This window comes from Fenollaria sp. C0166D3 (genome assembly GCF_056590255.1).
This window is the reverse complement of record NZ_JBWPVU010000002.1, coordinates 106720-122319: the sequence shown is the minus strand read 5'-3', so window position 1 is coordinate 122319 and position 15600 is coordinate 106720. Positions and strand designations below refer to the sequence as shown.

The 15600-nt window shown below is 36.6% G+C and carries 16 protein-coding genes; 3 read left to right on the top strand and 13 right to left on the bottom strand.

All coding sequences use genetic code 11. The annotated features are described in order from the left end of the window. Positions 1 to 6 precede the first annotated feature (6 nt). The 4 genes from ftcD to AC1EJ0_RS01780 are packed head-to-tail and all read right to left on the bottom strand — an operon-like array spanning position 7 to position 3017. Positions 7 to 888: a glutamate formimidoyltransferase gene (gene ftcD / locus AC1EJ0_RS01795; RefSeq protein ID WP_480023016.1), complete on the bottom strand. Its 882-nt coding sequence runs from the start codon at positions 886 to 888 to the stop codon at positions 7 to 9. A gap of 9 nt (positions 889 to 897) precedes the next feature. Next, on the bottom strand, positions 898 to 1548 hold the full coding sequence (locus AC1EJ0_RS01790; protein ID WP_480023017.1) for a hypothetical protein: 651 nt from the start codon (positions 1546 to 1548) through the stop codon (positions 898 to 900). Between the two features lie 40 nt (positions 1549 to 1588). Continuing rightward, positions 1589 to 1774 (bottom strand): DUF1858 domain-containing protein, encoded by a 186-nt coding sequence (locus AC1EJ0_RS01785; RefSeq protein ID WP_058260008.1) that lies wholly within the window; start codon positions 1772 to 1774, stop codon positions 1589 to 1591. Positions 1775 to 1820: 46 nt separating this feature from the next. Further along, complete coding sequence (locus AC1EJ0_RS01780; RefSeq protein WP_480023018.1) at positions 1821 to 3017, bottom strand: FprA family A-type flavoprotein; 1197 nt, start codon at positions 3015 to 3017, stop codon at positions 1821 to 1823. A gap of 130 nt (positions 3018 to 3147) precedes the next feature. Here AC1EJ0_RS01780 and AC1EJ0_RS01775 point away from each other — a divergent pair, with 130 nt between their 5' ends. From AC1EJ0_RS01775 to AC1EJ0_RS01765, 3 genes are read left to right on the top strand one after another with little or no spacing between them, the layout of a single operon-like run. Then, positions 3148 to 3855 (top strand): aspartate/glutamate racemase family protein, encoded by a 708-nt coding sequence (locus AC1EJ0_RS01775; RefSeq protein WP_480023019.1) that lies wholly within the window; start codon positions 3148 to 3150, stop codon positions 3853 to 3855. Between the two features lies 1 nt (position 3856). Continuing rightward, the gene (locus AC1EJ0_RS01770; RefSeq protein ID WP_480023020.1) at positions 3857 to 5296 is read left to right on the top strand and encodes a UDP-N-acetylmuramoyl-L-alanyl-D-glutamate--2,6-diaminopimelate ligase; all 1440 of its coding nucleotides are present in this window, start codon (positions 3857 to 3859) and stop codon (positions 5294 to 5296) included. Continuing rightward, on the top strand, positions 5289 to 6485 hold the full coding sequence (locus AC1EJ0_RS01765; protein WP_480023021.1) for a D-alanyl-D-alanine carboxypeptidase family protein: 1197 nt from the start codon (positions 5289 to 5291) through the stop codon (positions 6483 to 6485). The genes AC1EJ0_RS01770 and AC1EJ0_RS01765 overlap by 8 nt, the downstream gene beginning before the upstream one ends. 114 nt (positions 6486 to 6599) lie before the next feature. On the opposite strand, the gene AC1EJ0_RS01760 is transcribed toward AC1EJ0_RS01765, so the two are convergent. The 9 genes from AC1EJ0_RS01760 to AC1EJ0_RS01720 form a co-directional block, all read right to left on the bottom strand. Next, positions 6600 to 7028: a DUF3021 domain-containing protein gene (locus AC1EJ0_RS01760; RefSeq protein ID WP_480023022.1), complete on the bottom strand. Its 429-nt coding sequence runs from the start codon at positions 7026 to 7028 to the stop codon at positions 6600 to 6602. A 9-nt stretch (positions 7029 to 7037) separates the two neighbouring features. After that, a complete protein-coding gene (locus AC1EJ0_RS01755; protein ID WP_480023023.1) occupies positions 7038 to 7472 on the bottom strand; it encodes a LytTR family DNA-binding domain-containing protein in 435 nt (144 codons plus the stop codon). Between the two features lie 219 nt (positions 7473 to 7691). Then, complete coding sequence (locus AC1EJ0_RS01750; protein ID WP_480023024.1) at positions 7692 to 8141, bottom strand: VanZ family protein; 450 nt, start codon at positions 8139 to 8141, stop codon at positions 7692 to 7694. A 68-nt stretch (positions 8142 to 8209) separates the two neighbouring features. After that, positions 8210 to 9229 carry an ABC transporter ATP-binding protein gene (locus AC1EJ0_RS01745; protein WP_480023025.1) on the bottom strand — a complete coding sequence of 340 codons (1020 nt, stop codon included), beginning with the start codon at positions 9227 to 9229 and terminating at the stop codon, positions 8210 to 8212. Then, positions 9229 to 10257, bottom strand: coding sequence for an ABC transporter ATP-binding protein (locus tag AC1EJ0_RS01740; protein ID WP_480023026.1), 1029 nt, complete (start codon positions 10255 to 10257; stop codon positions 9229 to 9231). Before AC1EJ0_RS01740 ends, AC1EJ0_RS01745 begins: the two co-directional genes overlap by 1 nt. Before the next feature lie 10 nt (positions 10258 to 10267). Continuing rightward, a complete protein-coding gene (locus tag AC1EJ0_RS01735) occupies positions 10268 to 11200 on the bottom strand; it encodes an ABC transporter permease (RefSeq protein WP_480023027.1) in 933 nt (310 codons plus the stop codon). Between the two features lie 13 nt (positions 11201 to 11213). Then, positions 11214 to 12143, bottom strand: coding sequence for an ABC transporter permease (locus AC1EJ0_RS01730; RefSeq protein WP_480023028.1), 930 nt, complete (start codon positions 12141 to 12143; stop codon positions 11214 to 11216). A 78-nt stretch (positions 12144 to 12221) separates the two neighbouring features. Then, positions 12222 to 13991 carry a peptide ABC transporter substrate-binding protein gene (locus AC1EJ0_RS01725; protein WP_480023029.1) on the bottom strand — a complete coding sequence of 590 codons (1770 nt, stop codon included), beginning with the start codon at positions 13989 to 13991 and terminating at the stop codon, positions 12222 to 12224. A 170-nt stretch (positions 13992 to 14161) separates the two neighbouring features. Next, positions 14162 to 15598, bottom strand: coding sequence for a 4-alpha-glucanotransferase (locus AC1EJ0_RS01720; RefSeq protein WP_480023030.1), 1437 nt, complete (start codon positions 15596 to 15598; stop codon positions 14162 to 14164). Positions 15599 to 15600 lie beyond the last annotated feature (2 nt).

The following is a 15600-nucleotide window of genomic DNA, read 5'->3' as shown; positions in this document are numbered from 1 at the left end:
TAAATATTAGTTATAGATTTGATCAGCTGTAAAGCCGTTTCCTAATCTAATGTAGAATCTTAATAATTCTTCTAGTGCATATGCTGGAACTGGTCCAACTAGTTCTGATGACTTAACTGTAACGCCATAGCTTTCTGCTTCGCTCTTGATAGTTTCAAAAACTCTATGAATAGGTGTCAATTCATAATTAACTAAGTTCATAGATACTTGAGTGCATTTTTGATCTTCGATAGGTAGAGCGATTGCTCTTACAGCTGTGTATCCACCAGTCTTTGCTCTAACTGATCTCATAACAGCTTTAGCGATATCCATATCTTCAGTATTTAGATAAACGTTAAACGCGATTAGCGGGAATCTTGTTCCTGTAACAGTTGCTCCAAGCTTTGCATTGAATTTTCTTTCGCCTTCGTCTGGAGTCCAGTTTTCAGCGTCTTTAAGTCTTTCTTCAAGGCTTTCGTATTCGCCTTTTCTTAGCTTAACTAGTGATTTTCTGTCTTCTCTAGTAGCTGAGTCTTCATAGTAAAATACTGGAACGCCCTTTGAGCCAACATATTTACCAAATTCATGAACTACTTCGTTCATTTCATCAGTACTCATGTCCTTAACAGGTACCCAAGCTGCAACGTCAACAGCACCTTGTCTAGGGTGTGAGCCGTGTTGAGTAGTCATGTCGATTCTTTCAAATGCAACGTCAACAAGTCTCTTAGCTGCTTCTAAAGTATCTTCAACACTACCTTTGAATGTGAATACACTTCTGTTGTGGTCACCGTCATAGTTAAGGTCAACCATAGTAACCTTGTTGTCCTTAAGAACTGCCGCCTTAATTTCTTCAATTGTATCAATATTTCTACCTTCAGAAACATTGATTTCTGCCATAATAGTCTTCATATTTACCTCCTAATACAAAACATTTGCGTATACTTTTATCTCGCTATCAGTGAAAAACCTAAAGTCTGCACCATCTTCATGTAGTCTGTATGCAATCTTAACGTCTTCACCTAGCAAGCACTGCTTTTGATACTTTATCTTTAAATCCTTAATTCTCTTATCACATAGTTTTGATACTTCTTCAACATAGGCCCCGTTGTTGACATGCTTGTAGCCGTCAATGTAAACCTCTTTAATCACAAAGTCAGTTATATTGTCACTGCCGTCGTAATAAGCGTCTCCAATATCTTCTTCATCAAAGATCTTAATTAAATCCTCTCCGAAATCGTCTGCCCTAACAGGTCTTAAGGTCTTTTTGTCAACGTAGATGACCTCAACAGTCCCCTTGAATAGCATCAAATCATTTGCTTTAACAATGAATTGTCTATAAGAAAAAAATCTATCCACCTTTGTAGGCGTTGTATATATAGAAATATTTTCATAATCGGCATCATAGAAAGCATCTGTAAAATGCATGTTCCACCTATATATCATCCAAGCGACTTTATCATCGCTGTAGCCATGTTTATATAGCTGCTCAAAACATGAGTCCCCCATCAAGAGAAATAGTTTTCTTATATCTTTTTCTTTGAAGGAAGCATCTTTTCTATATATTTCCATATTATCTCCTTATGTAAAGCCCTTAAAAAAGGGCTCTTAATTACGCATTTAAAGCTGCCATTAAGTGTTCTAGGTCTAGGCCGTGTACTTGGCATGCTTCTTCAATTGATTCCATTTGGCTAGAAGGGCAACCAACGCATCCCATACCGTGTTCCATAAGGATATATGCTGCTTCTGGCTTTTCTCTTAATAGTTCACCTATTAACATATCTTTTGTTATTTCCATAATATCACCTCTCTTTTTATATACCCAAATCGGTTTAAATTATTTGTTATTTATTTTCTAATTTATCAGCAACTTCATCTGCTATTTGACGAAGCATCATGTAATCATCTTTGCTTGGAGCACTCTTTGTTTCAACTGTAGTCTCAACTATATCCATAGCTGATGCGTCTCTAAACTCCTTAAGTGCCTTAAGTGCGCCGCCTGACCAGCTGTATGAGCCAAAGACAGCCACTACTCTGTTTTGTAATTTGTTCATCTTAAGAACATTGACAAGGTCACTCATAAGTGGGAATAAGTCGTTATTGTATGTGCATGAGCCAAGTATAAGAGCTTTGTACTCCCAAATTTCATTTAGGATGTAGGATTTGTGAGTCTTTGATACGTCAAACATCTTTATGTTTTTAACGCCTCTTTCAGCAAGTCTTCTTGCTATAGCCTCAGCCATCATCTCAGTGTTGCCATACATTGTTCCATAAACAATAACTGCACCGTCCTGTGTCTCTTGCTTAGACCACTTGTCGTAGCACTCAATAATCTTTTCTGGATTTTCTTTCCAAACTGGTCCATGAACAGGGCAAACCATGTTTATCTTAAAGCCTTCAAGCTTCTTAAGTGCAGCTTGAACTTGTTTTGAGAACTTTCCTACTATGTTCGAATAGTAACGTCTTGTCTCAGACTTGTATAGATCCCAGTTTATTTCGTCGTCAAAGATAGTTCCGTCAAGTGCGCCAAAGCCGCCGAATGCGTCTTGTGAGAATAGTATGCCGGACTTTTCTTCGTAGCTAACCATTGATTCTGGCCAATGCACCATAGGTGTCTTGACAAATTTAAGTGATACTTCGCCCAAGTCAAGAGTATCGAAGTCATCAACAAGGACTAGATTGTCCTTAACATCGTAGAAGTTTTCAAGAAGCTCAAATGTTTTCTTGTTACCTACTAGTTTAACATTTGGATATAGATCGATAATCGTTTCAATCGCACCAGAGTGGTCTGGCTCCATGTGATGTATAACTAAGTAGTCAAGATCTCTTCCTTCAAGTACTTCTTTTAACTTAGTCACAAAGTCATCCACCTTTGTTATCTTTACTGTGTCAAGTAAGGCAGTCTTTGTTGACTTGATTACATATGAGTTGTATGAAACGCCTCTTTCAAGTGGCCATTGATTCTCAAATAGTTGAGTTTGTCTATCATTAACTCCGATGTAATACAAAAAATCATTTATCTTTACTGATAACGTGTTCATTAATATCACCCCAATTCATTATATAATAAAGGAAAGAATATTTCAAGCACTTTATAGTCAATATACTTGAAAAAACTATGGCTTCGTTATATAATATTGATATGAATTTTAAAAGAAATGTTGTGATTAAATGAATAAAGTATTAGGTATCATAGGTGGGCTTGGTCCAGCTGCTTCGGTTTACTTTCAAAATTTACTTGTCAATATGACTAAAGCCGATTTAGATCAAGATCACTTAGACTACATCGTAACGAGCAGAGCATCAACTCCAGATAGAACGCTTTTCCTAACAGGCAAGAGCGATGAGTCTCCTCTGCCTTACTTAATTGAGGACGCAAAAAAGCTTCAAGATGCCGGCGCAAATGTCATTTGCATGGTGTGCAACACAAGTCACTACTTCTTCGATGAAGTCGCTTCATCTGTTGATGCGCACTTTGTTAATATGCTTGAAGAGTCAGTGAAGCTTGCCTTAAGTAAAGGCAAAAAGTGCATTGGCCTTATGACTACAACCGGCACTATGAAGACCGAGCTCTATCCCAAAACTTGTGAAAAGCATGGCATAGACTATGTTGTCTTAGACGATGCTTGGCAAGAAAAGATTATGGAGATCATATATGGCGAGATAAAAGCGGGCAAAGAATGTAACATGGATCTCTTCCACTCAATCATCGATGAATACAAAAGACGCGGCTGTGACTGCGTTCTGCTTGGCTGCACAGAGCTTTCAACCATATATATAGACAAGGGCTTCGACAAAGACTTCTTCATAGACTCATCGACTGCTCTTGCAAAAAAATGCCTTGAACTATGCGGAAAAGAAATAAAAGAAGGATACTAATATGTTAGTAAAAGATATTATAAATGGACTTGAAATTATTAATGAAAGTCATGATATAGAGGGCGTAGAGATTGATGACATCGTCTACAATAGTAAGTATGCGCGCAAAGGCACTCTCTTCGTTGCGCTTAGAGGCGCTCTTAGTGATGGCCACAAATACATTAGGGACGCATATGATAAAGGCGTTCGCGTTTTTATCGTAGAGGACGATAGCATGGCCCACGCTTATGGTGATGCCGCTTTTATAAAAGTAGCTGACACAAGAAAGGCACTTGCCATCATATCAAAAAACTTTTTTAACAAACCAGATGAAGATATAAAGATGATTGCAATCACTGGAACTAAGGGCAAAACTACTACAGCAAACATCATATACGAAGCGCTTAAAAAGATGGGCGCAAAGCCTGGCATAATCGGAACCAATGGTGTTTTTTATGCAGACAAAGAAGAAGCTGTTGATAATACTACGCCTGAGAGCTACGAAGTATACAGAATACTGAACAATATGCGTGAAGCTAAGATCACTCACTGCGTTTTGGAAGCTTCGTCCATCGGCCTTAAGATGAAGAGGCTCTATGGCATTCGTTTTGACATCGGCGTCTTTACAAATATTTCGCACGACCACATAGGCGGCATCGAGCATCCAGACTTTGATGATTATTTTAAGAGCAAGATGCTACTAAAGGACGTTTCGAAAAAGTTTATATATAATAAAGACGATGAAAAGCTTAAAAATGTCATTCAAAACGCTATTAGCTTCTCTATTGACGAAGCAAGTGATTATAAAGCTGAAAATATAATCATTTCTGATGATATATTTAAAATACAAAGTGATTTTGATGTAAATGGCAAAAGATTTGAGGTAAAGAGCATTTCTTACTATGATATTTATAATTATCTCGCCGCCATCAGCGTGATGAAGGAGCTTGGATACGCGTGGGACGAAATCATTAGCGCGGTTAAAAATATATCTATACGCGGCCGCTTTGAAGAGATCAATGTCCATGATAGGCTCTACATCATTGACTACGCTCACAATTACATCTCTTTAAAGTCAATACTTGAGACTGTGAATAAATTTAAGAAGAATAGAGTCATAACTGTGTTTGGCTCTGTCGGCGGAAGGAGCGAAAAAAGGCGTGAGGAGCTTGCTCAAGTAAGTGACGCGCTCGCAGATATTAGCATAGTTACTTCTGATAATCCAAACTTTGAAGAACCGATGAAAATCTGTAATGAAATCGCTTCCTTTATCAAAGGACCTCATTATACTGAGCCTGATAGAGCTAAGGCGATTGATCTAAGCTACGAAATCTCTGAGATAGGCGACATCATTGTCGTTGCTGGCAAGGGTCATGAAACTTATCAGCTAATTAAGGGCGAAAAGGTCCACTACTCTGACAAAGAGTGCATTTTGAAAGTAAAGGAGGCGCTTGATGCATAAGTTTAAACGAAGCATAATCACCATACTTATAGCGCTGATGCTATGCACAAATCTGAGCTTTGCAAAGGATTTAGAAGTAAAAGATACGAGAGCATATATACTCTACAACGTTGAAACTGACTCCATCATAGCGAGCTCTGCGAATATTAATGAAAGCGTACCCATAGCCTCTGTATCAAAGCTAATGACTTTTTACATAGCTTTAAATAAACTAAAGAGCGGCGAAATTCATGAGAGTGACGAAATTGAGATAAAAAGCGAAGACTGCTACCCTACTGGAAACAGATTGGGTATCAAGCCTGGTGAAAGATATACACTTAAGAGAATGCTTGAAATAATGATGACAAACTCGTGTAATGACGTTACTGCAGCCATCGCAAGGCACATAGCTGGTAGCGAAGCCGCTTTTGTGACAAAGATGAATGAAAAGGCAAAGGAACTTGGCTACAACGGCGCAGTATTTTATAATGCCCATGGTCTACCTCGCCTGCCTGACCTTAAACAAAACTCGATGTGTGCAAAGGACGTTTTAGATTTATCGAAGAGGATAATCAAAGAACATCCAAACTATATTGACTACACGATAACAGTAGCGATTGATTACCCTGAGAAGAATTATCACGAAGAAAACACTAATCCGATTTTTGGTCGCGATGGTGTTACCGGACTTAAGACAGGAACAACAAGAGCCGCAGGCAACTGCTTTGTAGCGACTTTCCATAGTATAGGTGACGGCGTTAAAACTGAAGACAACGAATTTATCTTTGTAATGCTTGGAGCCAAAACTAAAGAGCTCCGCGTAGAAAATTCTGCTTATGTATATGAATATGCCTTAGATAATTATTCGAAAAAGATACTTCTTTCGAAAAAGTCTAGTAAAGTCGCTAAGTATGGCCTTGATGATTACAAGGAAGAAATGCTTGAGATAGAACCAAAAGAGGACTTCGTTCGCTCACTTAACAATGGTATCAACACAGAAACAAAATTTATTATGGACGCAGACCTTGACTATAGCCACGTTAAAGAAGGCGACGTGATTGGCGAATATAAAGTCTACATCGATGGTGAAGAAGTTTTTAAGACAGATGCCATCGCCATGAATAGCTTAACAAAGAAGACCATCTTCGATAGAATATATGAGTTCTTTATGAATGTATGGAGCTTTGAAAAACTAAGTACAGCTGAATAATATAAGTAAAAAGTGAAATTAAGATAAAAATATATTTGTAACCAAAAATATATATGTAATGAAAGATAAAATTAGGGTAGCTAGCAAATTGCCAGCTACCTTTTTCGTGCAAAACTATTTTTTCTCTTTTAATTTTTCATTCATTATCTTTGCAACTTTTTTGTAATGCAAATAGCTTAAATACCATAATATAAGCGCAATTGCAACTGGCACTATAAGCATTTGAAGTATATCAACTATTCCGTAGCCATCTGGTATATAACCAAACTTTAAAAAAACTAGTATCATAATCCCAATACCTGTAGTCAAATAAATAATTGATCTAAGTGGAAAACTAATTGAATCAATGCTAAATATAAACGAAGGAAGTCCATATCCAAGGCCTATTAACAATGCTCCAAGCATCGCTTTGGTAAAACCATATGATCCAAGCTCAAGAACTCCACCTAAGCCTTGCTCTTTGCCTATAAGACCAAAGACTGTCAAAAATAAGGATACTGTTATAGCATATAACGTAGACTTAATTAAATCTCTAAACTTCATAATAACACCTCATATTCCTAAATAATTTTTCAAAAGAGCGATATAGTTTCTCGTTACATAATCTTTCAGCGAGTTTTCAAGAAAGACTGTTAAGCTACCGTTAAAACCGGCTTCCACTCGTTTCAGCTTGTCTGCATTGATGATGACCTGCTTTGAAATGCGTATAAAATTCTTGGAAAGCCTCTCTTCGAAACTTTTTAAACTGTCCTTAGATATATATCTATCACTTTCAAGATATATAGCAATTCCCTCTGCCTCCACTCGCAAAAGATATATCTCCTCTGGCTTAATTATGATTTTGCCATCATCCTTTTTTACGATGATGGGTTTACTGGCACTATCTAATAATGCTACTAGTCTCTTGACTTCGTCAGTGACTTTATCAGTTCGAATAAGTATCTCTGGCTCTTTGTATTCGTTTGAGAGCTCTATATTAACTTTCATACTATATCCTCCTTTCTTGTCTTAATTATACTATAGGTTTACTAATATAAATATGTTTTTAACTTAAGATGCATTTAATCTCATATAAGAGGCAAAAGAAAAGCCCCGAATTGATTCAGAGCTTAGTCTATAAATTTTTAATAGTCAAAGTATAGTACTCCCTTCTAATTAATTACAATATACTAATAAGATATCACTACATACTTAATAAATAATAATTTAACTTTCTTTAATCAAAATTTTATTAATACCCATGCCAATTAATGATCCTATAAAATTTAATATTATATCGTCTACATCGAAAAATCCAATTTTGAATAATAATTGTATGCACTCAATTGAAAGTATTACAGATATGCAAATGACTACAGTCTTAAATACATTTTTACTGTTCTTATTCGAAATAAAAAATCCTAAGGGTATAAAGACTAGAATGTTTGCAATAATGTTTTTAAAAGCATAAGGCTCTGTAATATTTCTTAGGTATGGAGATATGCTTTTAAATGGAATTAAGTTTATATTTCTTAAACCATCTTTTTCATTTTCAATTATGCTATTATGTAAGGATATGATTCTTTCAAAACTGCCATCGAATTTTAAAACGACAAAGAGAATCAAAAAAGCAATATAGATATAAAATAATATTTTTATTAATTTTTTATTTTTCATTTCTTAGGCTCCTAATATTTAAAGGGGAAAGAAAATCTCTTCCCCCTTTAATCATATTCTTTATTTAATTATTTGTTTCCTAAATCTTGTGTTACCTTTGCATCTTTTAAGTCTATCAAACCGTTGTCATACAAGTGGCAAGCGCAGAAGTGTTCAGGCTTTAACTCCTTAAGTTCAGGTTCAATTTTGTGGCAGATGTCCATTGCATATCTACATCTGTTAACAAATTTACATCCTGGTGGAGTGTTGATTGGTGAAGGCACTTCTCCTTCAAGCTTGATTCTGTTCTTTGCTGATCCTGCATGTGGGTCTGGTACTGGTATAGCACTCATCAAAGCTTGTGTATATGGGTGAAGTGATGCTTCATAAATTTGTGAACTTTCTGCAAGTTCAACGATTGATCCAAGGTACATTACTGCGATTCTGTCAGAAATGTGCTTAACCATGGATAAGTCGTGTGAGATAAACATGTATGTTAAGCCAAGTTCGTCTTGAAGCTTGTTTAGTAGGTTAACGATTTGCGCTTGAATAGATACGTCTAGAGCTGAGATAGGTTCGTCGCAGACAATGAATGATGGTTCTACAGCAAGTGATCTTGCTATACCAACTCTTTGTCTTTGTCCACCTGAAAGCTCATGTGGGTATCTAAGAGCGTGTTCCTTGTTTAGACCTACCTTGTCAAGTAATTCATTTATCTTAGCTTGTCTTTCTTCATGACTATAGTTGAAGTGAACATCCATACCTTCAGCAATGATGTCACCAACAGTGATTCTTGGGTCAAGTGATGCATATGGGTCTTGGAAGATGTATTGAGCATTCTTCTTGAAGTCAATAGCTTCCTTACCTCTAAGTGAATGAATGTCTTTACCGTTAAATAAAGCTTCACCCTTAGTAGCTCTGTACATACCAAGAACTGTTCTACCACAAGTTGTCTTGCCGCAACCAGATTCACCTACAACGCCAAATGTTTCGCCCTTGTAGATATCAAAGCTAACATTATCAACAGCTTTAAGAGTTTTACCCTTGCCAACATTGAAGTGTTTACTTAAGTTTTTAACTTCTATAAGTTTTTCAGTAAATTTAGCCATTAATATGCTCCTCCTCTCATTGCATCCCAGTCAATATCTCCAGCTAATTCATGTTCTAGCCAGCACCAGTTGTGGTGTGTAGGAGATAGTTCAGTCTTAGGAGGGTGTGCCTTTTTACAGATTTCCATCGCTCTAGAGCATCTAGCTGCAAATGGGCATCCTGGTAATGGTAGTAATAGATCTGGTGGTGTACCGCCTAAAGCTCTAAGCTCAACGTCTTTTGCGTGAACCTTTGGAATAGAGTTAAGTAGAGCCCATGTGTATGGGTGTCTAGCATTGTAGAAGATTTCATCTGTAGTTCCTTCTTCAACGATATCACCTGCATACATAACTTGAATTCTCTCAGCAAAGTTAGCAACAACGCCAAGGTCATGAGTTACAAGTATGATGGCTGTGTTTAATCTGTTCTTAAGGTCTTGTAATAAGTCAAGTATTTGTGCTTGAATAGTTACGTCAAGTGCTGTTGTTGGCTCGTCAGCTAAAAGAAGCTTTGGATTACATGAAAGTGCAATCGCAATCATAACTCTTTGTCTCATACCGCCTGATAATTCGTGTGGATATGATTTAAGTCTGTTCTTTGCTTCTGGTATTTGAACTAGTTCTAGTAAGTCAACAGCAACCTTGTCAGCTTCAGCGCCGCTTAATTGTCTGTGTATCTTTAATGCTTCTTTGATTTGGTCCCCTATACGCATAGTTGGGTTCAATGAAGTCATTGGGTCTTGGAATATCATAGATATATCATTACCTCTAAGGTCTGTTAATTCCTTGGAGTTCATAGCTAAGACATCCTTACCGTTAAATGTAATTTGTGATTCTTTCTTTATTTCACTACTGTCCTTTGGAAGTAGTCTCATTAGTGATTTTGCTGTAACGCTCTTTCCGCATCCACTTTCACCTACGAAAGCCAATGTTTCACCTGGATAAAGGTGGAAGTCTAAACCTCTAACTGCCTTTACTTCACCAGCGTAAGTATGGAAAGAAACGTTAAGATTTTTAACATCTAATAGTTTTTCTCTATTGTTTTCCATCATTAGCCTCCTACTTTCTTAGTTTTGGATCAAGTGCGTCTCTAAGTCCATCGCCTAATAGTGTGAAGCATAACATTGTTATAGCTATCATTAGTGATGGGAAGAACATTTGATGTGGCAAGTACATGAAGGTACTTGTCGCTTCAGAACACATAATACCCCAAGATGTTGCAGGTGATTGAAGACCTATACCTAAGTATGATAGGAAGGCTTCTGAGAATATAAAGCCTGGAACGTCAAATGTAATACCTACTATAAGTATAGGCATAGCATTTGGTACTAAGTGTCTTGTAATTATCTTCCAAGAGCTTACGCCAAGTGTTTGAGCTGCAAGAACGTATTCTTGAGCCTTTATTCTTAGTACTTCAGCACGTACTATACGAGCTGTACCTGTCCAACCTGTTATAGTTAAGGCAAGTAATAGAGTACCAATGTTTTTTGATTGTAGTCTGATTTGTAGTACGATTACTACTAGTAAATATGGTAGTGAAGCTAGAATTTCTAGGATTCTCATCATTACAATATCAACTGCGCCACCAACGTATCCTGAGATAGCACCATATAATAAACCAACTATTGTTGATATAAGTGCGCCCGCAAGACCGATAACAAGTGATGTTCTACCTGCGTAGAAAACTCTTGTAAATATGTCACGGCCGGCACTATCGGTACCAAACCAGAATTGTGAGTTAGGTAGTATGTCTTTTGTTTTTGAAGACATCGCTATAGGACTGTAACTGTTAAAGTATGGTCCAAATATAATTAAAAATACAAGTATGCCAAGCAAAACAAGTGCTAGCATAGCTACTTTATTCTCTTTTAATCTTCTCCATGCGTCTTGCCAAAAAGATATTGAAGGTCTAGCAATATGTTCTGCTTCTTCATTGTCTTTTGGTATCCTTTTGAACATCTCAGGAGTAAGTTTTAAATCTTTTTCTTCCATGTCTACCTCCTGATTAATCTTCTGATAACTTGATTCTTGGGTCTATGATTACATATAGTATATCTACAACTAATGTAGCAACTATAAATAAGAAGGCAAAGAATATTGTTGATGAAATGATCATCGGATAGTCTCTGTCATTGATTGATGATACTAAGAAGAATCCTAAGCCTGGTATAGAGAATATCTTTTCTATAACGAAGGAACCTGCAAAGATACCACCAATTTGTGGTCCAAGTATAGTTAGTGATGGAATAAATGCATTTTTAAACACATGCTTTCTTATAATGTTAAATTCGCTTACGCCTTTTGCTCTCGCTGTTAAGATATAGTCTGAGTTAATAACTTCAAGTACTGAAGATCTCATGTATCTTGCATAAGTTGCTATAGTACCAAAGCTTAGCGCTATAACAGGAAGCACAGCGTGCTTAACTGTTCCCCAACCAAATACTGGTAGCACATTAAGTTTATTAGCAAATATATATTGAAGTAATGTCGCTAATACGAATGATGGTAGTACTATACCTATAATTGCAAGGAACATAACTAAGTAGTCAGGCCACTTACCTCTGTTTAACGCGGCTATGATACCTAAGGTCATACCTAGTATGAAGCCTACAACTAGAGCTGTTCCGCCTAAAGCACCTGATATAGGCGCTGTCTTGAATATTCTATCCGCAATCTTTACACCTGGATATGTAATTGATTCACCGAAGTCTCCTTGAGCTAAGTTCTTTAAGAACATTCCATATTGTTCATGCAACGGTTTATCCAAGCCATACTTCTTTTCAAAGTTAATTCTGATTTGTTCTGGTAAGTTCTTTTGGACTCTAACGGTCAAAGGGTCTCCAGGAATAGTATGCATTAGATAAAATGTTGCTGTAGTGATTATAAAAAGAGTAATAAATAAATAAACAACTCTTTTTACGATATACTTTATCATATTATCCTCCTAATTTCTTCTTATAAGCTAAGAAAAGGGGAAGAATCCCCTTTTCTAGTTTATAAATTGTTTTACTAACTATTTTCTACCGCTTGTGTATATTCTTGACATACCCATAGTTGAGAAGTAGTTATAGCTTGCATTTCTGATGTATGATCTTCTGAAGATGTGAGCTATACCGTGTACAACTGGAACTAGAGCTGGATCGTCATGAACGATGATCTTTTCAGCGTCATGAAGAATTTGGCATCTTTCTTCTGGGTCGATAGTTTCTCTTGCTTTTTCAATTAAAGCATCGAAATCAGCGTTAACATATCCTACTGGATAAGCAGCTGTCTTAGAATATTCAGTTTCTAGGAAGTTAGCAGGGTCGTTAAAGTCAGCATTCCAAGCTAACCATGCGATATCCCAATCATTACCAGTATTAACAATATTGATAAATTGTGACCATTCTTGGTTATCTACTTCAACTTGGCAACCTAAAACTTCGCTTAAGTTTTGTTGAATAAATTCACTTGATTTTCTACCATCTTGAGATGTGTTAGAACCAAGTAATCTTAAAGTAACTGCTGATGGATCTTCTCCAAGTCCGTCTTCCTTCATGCCTTCGATGAATAAAGCCTTTGGATCTGGATTTTCTTCCATTAACTTAGAAACCCAACCTTCACCAAGTTTGTTGAATTCTTTAGCTTGGCAAGTAACAGCTGGTGGTACAAAGTCATAAGCTGGTGTTGGAACACCGTTCATGCATGTGTCGATTAATTCTTGTCTGTCAAGAGCTATAGAGATAGCTTGTCTAATCTTAGCGCTCTTAACTCTAGAATCTTCAGTTAAGTTGAACATGAAGTAATCTGTACCTGGGTTAGCTCTTACGAAGCTATAGTAATCAGGGTTGTCTAAGAATTGGCTTCTCCACTTAGGGTCACCTACACCTGCGAAGTCGATTTGACCTGCTTTAAGTGCGTTGTAGATTGTGTTTGAGTCTTTGATTATAGATACTTTGTATTTACTTAATTTTACGTTGTCTTTATCCCAGTAGTTTTCATTCTTAACATAGTTTTGTTCTGAGTTGATAACCCAATCGTTTAGAATGAATGGTCCACATTGTGGAGTTGTTTCTGGGCTTGTTGAGTAAGAGTCACCGTATTGTTCTACTAAGTCTTTTCTTTCTGGGAAGAAAACTCTTTGAGTTACTAGGTCTAAGAAATAAGGTGTCTTAGCTGCTAGTGTGATTTCTAGTGTGTAATCATCTGTTGCTTTAACGCCAACTTCTTCTAATGATGCTTTTCCGCCGTTAGCAGCTTCAGCATTTTCGATGTTGTATAGCATGTTAGCATATGGACAAACTGTAGCTGGATCGATACATCTTAAAATACCGTATTCATAATCCTTTGCAGTAACTTCTTGGCCGTCGTTCCATTTGTTACCTTGTCTGATATGGAATGTGTAAGTAAGACCGTCTTCTGAGATATCCCAGCTTTCAGCTCCTGCTGGAACATATTCAGTTTCGCCTAATTTGCCTTCTACGTCTTGGATTCTGATAAGTGGTTCAAGTACGTTTATAAGTATACTGTTACCATATCTATCGTTTCCTTTTGCAGGGTCAAGAGTAGTTGGGTGAGAGTCGTCAAATGTGTTGATGTATTGATCAGCATCTGGTTCTCCACCTGTAGGGATTTCAGCAGATTGTTCTTCTTCGTTTTCTGCTGGAGTATCCTTTCCTTCATCTGTTGTTGTTTCAGCTGGTTTGTCAGCATCTGTTGGCTCGTCAGCTGGTTTACAACTTGCTAGTACGCTTATAGCCATTACTAAAACTAATAGTAAAGCTAAAAACTTTTTGCTTTTCATTTTAATTTCCTCCTTAAAATAAAATTAGTATCTACAATGACTATTATAAACTTTCTAATGATAAAAGTCAAGTTTTTTGAATAATAATCAATAATAAAGCCCCGATATTGAACTTTTAAATTCATATATCGGAGCCATGTGGTCGTCTATGTGCTTATATTTTATTTCGTCTATCGTGAGAATTGTATCATATATTGCTTCAAAATCGTTTCGAGCTTAAGGCTTATTTCATTAATATCGACTTCGCAAGTCTTCTTATTTACCTCGCCACTTAAGTCCCAAAGAGCAATAATTACCTTAGAAGCGTTAGAGCTATACATCCTTTCGATGATGTCGTAGTTATTGAAGTCCTTCTTCATCGTGTAGTCCTCTATCCTTAGCTTCATATCGCTCGATGAGTTTAAGTACTTACTTAGCTCTTTCATATCAAAGTCCGAGCTGTAGTATAAGCAAGTCTTGTCAACATTAAGCGGCAAGTTCTTCTCATCAGCATTTACGTCAAAGGCGTCTTGTATAGTCCTTGACTCGATTATCCTATCATCTTTCATTATCTTTCTAATGATTTTCGAATTGCATCTAATATAATCAGTAAATACTTTATTTACTACATCGATATCTTTCAATACAGAAAAAATTTCTTCTATAGGATTTTTATCCGCGCTTATAGTATCTAGGTCCATAGTCTTCGCATCGACTTTGATTGTTGTCTCGTAGTCTTCAATATCGATTAACCTAATATAATCAAATAGCTTTGCATAATAAGAATACTTTTCCTTTATATATTCATATCCGTCGAAGGCGATAAAATCAAAACTATAAACCAATCGTTTATCAATTTGATTTAGGTCCTTATCTTGTTCATACGCTTTTATAGCGTAATTAAGTGGTCTTAGCTTTTTATCGACTTCAAAGTAATCCTTCTTTGCCCACGCCTCTGAAGATATTTCATTAGCATAAAAAGGAACGTCGCAAAAAATTTTTACGCCTAAGCCATTGGCATAATTTTTTAACTTAAGATACTGCCTATACAATAAGAACTGAACGAATTCTTGGAATTTCGCTTCTTCTTCGATTTCTTCATCGATATGCTCCTTGTAAATGGCGATATTTATCTCTTCATCTGAAAATTCTTCAAAGACTTTCTTCTTATTATATATAGTCATGAAAAGTGAGAAATCTTTTAGCCAATATTGATTTTCATTGATGAAGTCCTGGTAAATGGCCTCTTTCGTGAAGTCTTGATAAGCTCTTTTATATACAAGGCGCAGCGCTTTTATCTTTTCAGCCTTGATTAGCTCATTGTCGTGCGCTTCGAATTTTTTCTCTGCCTCTTCATCTAGCTTAAATATCTCTGCCGTGCTAAGTAGACCCATGTTGATGAACTCATCCAAATCCGCGTATATTGGGTCAAGGGCGAACTGAGAAATGTTTTTTTCGCTTCTTAAATCTCCGTCCATATACATGATTGGCTCGATATGCCAAATCTTTTGACCTGCTTTGTTTAAAAAATCAACCGCCTTCATGGCGTCTTTGAATGTGCCGTGCTTATATTTGCTCTTTAATATACTTATAGGTAAAAGTATGCCTGCTTCTCTAAGTGTATCCAAAA

What these genes read in the sequence shown, in the direction of transcription:
- ftcD (WP_480023016.1), bottom strand. Translation starts at nt 888, where the DNA reads ATGAAGACTATTATGGCAGAAATCAATGTTTCTGAAGGTAGAAATATT.
- AC1EJ0_RS01790 (WP_480023017.1), bottom strand. Translation starts at nt 1,548, where the DNA reads ATGGAAATATATAGAAAAGATGCTTCCTTCAAAGAAAAAGATATAAGA.
- AC1EJ0_RS01785 (WP_058260008.1), bottom strand. Translation starts at nt 1,774, where the DNA reads ATGGAAATAACAAAAGATATGTTAATAGGTGAACTATTAAGAGAAAAG.
- AC1EJ0_RS01780 (WP_480023018.1), bottom strand. Translation starts at nt 3,017, where the DNA reads ATGAACACGTTATCAGTAAAGATAAATGATTTTTTGTATTACATCGGA.
- AC1EJ0_RS01775 (WP_480023019.1), top strand. Translation starts at nt 3,148, where the DNA reads ATGAATAAAGTATTAGGTATCATAGGTGGGCTTGGTCCAGCTGCTTCG.
- AC1EJ0_RS01770 (WP_480023020.1), top strand. Translation starts at nt 3,857, where the DNA reads ATGTTAGTAAAAGATATTATAAATGGACTTGAAATTATTAATGAAAGT.
- AC1EJ0_RS01765 (WP_480023021.1), top strand. Translation starts at nt 5,289, where the DNA reads ATGCATAAGTTTAAACGAAGCATAATCACCATACTTATAGCGCTGATG.
- AC1EJ0_RS01760 (WP_480023022.1), bottom strand. Translation starts at nt 7,028, where the DNA reads ATGAAGTTTAGAGATTTAATTAAGTCTACGTTATATGCTATAACAGTA.
- AC1EJ0_RS01755 (WP_480023023.1), bottom strand. Translation starts at nt 7,472, where the DNA reads ATGAAAGTTAATATAGAGCTCTCAAACGAATACAAAGAGCCAGAGATA.
- AC1EJ0_RS01750 (WP_480023024.1), bottom strand. Translation starts at nt 8,141, where the DNA reads ATGAAAAATAAAAAATTAATAAAAATATTATTTTATATCTATATTGCT.
- AC1EJ0_RS01745 (WP_480023025.1), bottom strand. Translation starts at nt 9,229, where the DNA reads ATGGCTAAATTTACTGAAAAACTTATAGAAGTTAAAAACTTAAGTAAA.
- AC1EJ0_RS01740 (WP_480023026.1), bottom strand. Translation starts at nt 10,257, where the DNA reads ATGGAAAACAATAGAGAAAAACTATTAGATGTTAAAAATCTTAACGTT.
- AC1EJ0_RS01735 (WP_480023027.1), bottom strand. Translation starts at nt 11,200, where the DNA reads ATGGAAGAAAAAGATTTAAAACTTACTCCTGAGATGTTCAAAAGGATA.
- AC1EJ0_RS01730 (WP_480023028.1), bottom strand. Translation starts at nt 12,143, where the DNA reads ATGATAAAGTATATCGTAAAAAGAGTTGTTTATTTATTTATTACTCTT.
- AC1EJ0_RS01725 (WP_480023029.1), bottom strand. Translation starts at nt 13,991, where the DNA reads ATGAAAAGCAAAAAGTTTTTAGCTTTACTATTAGTTTTAGTAATGGCT.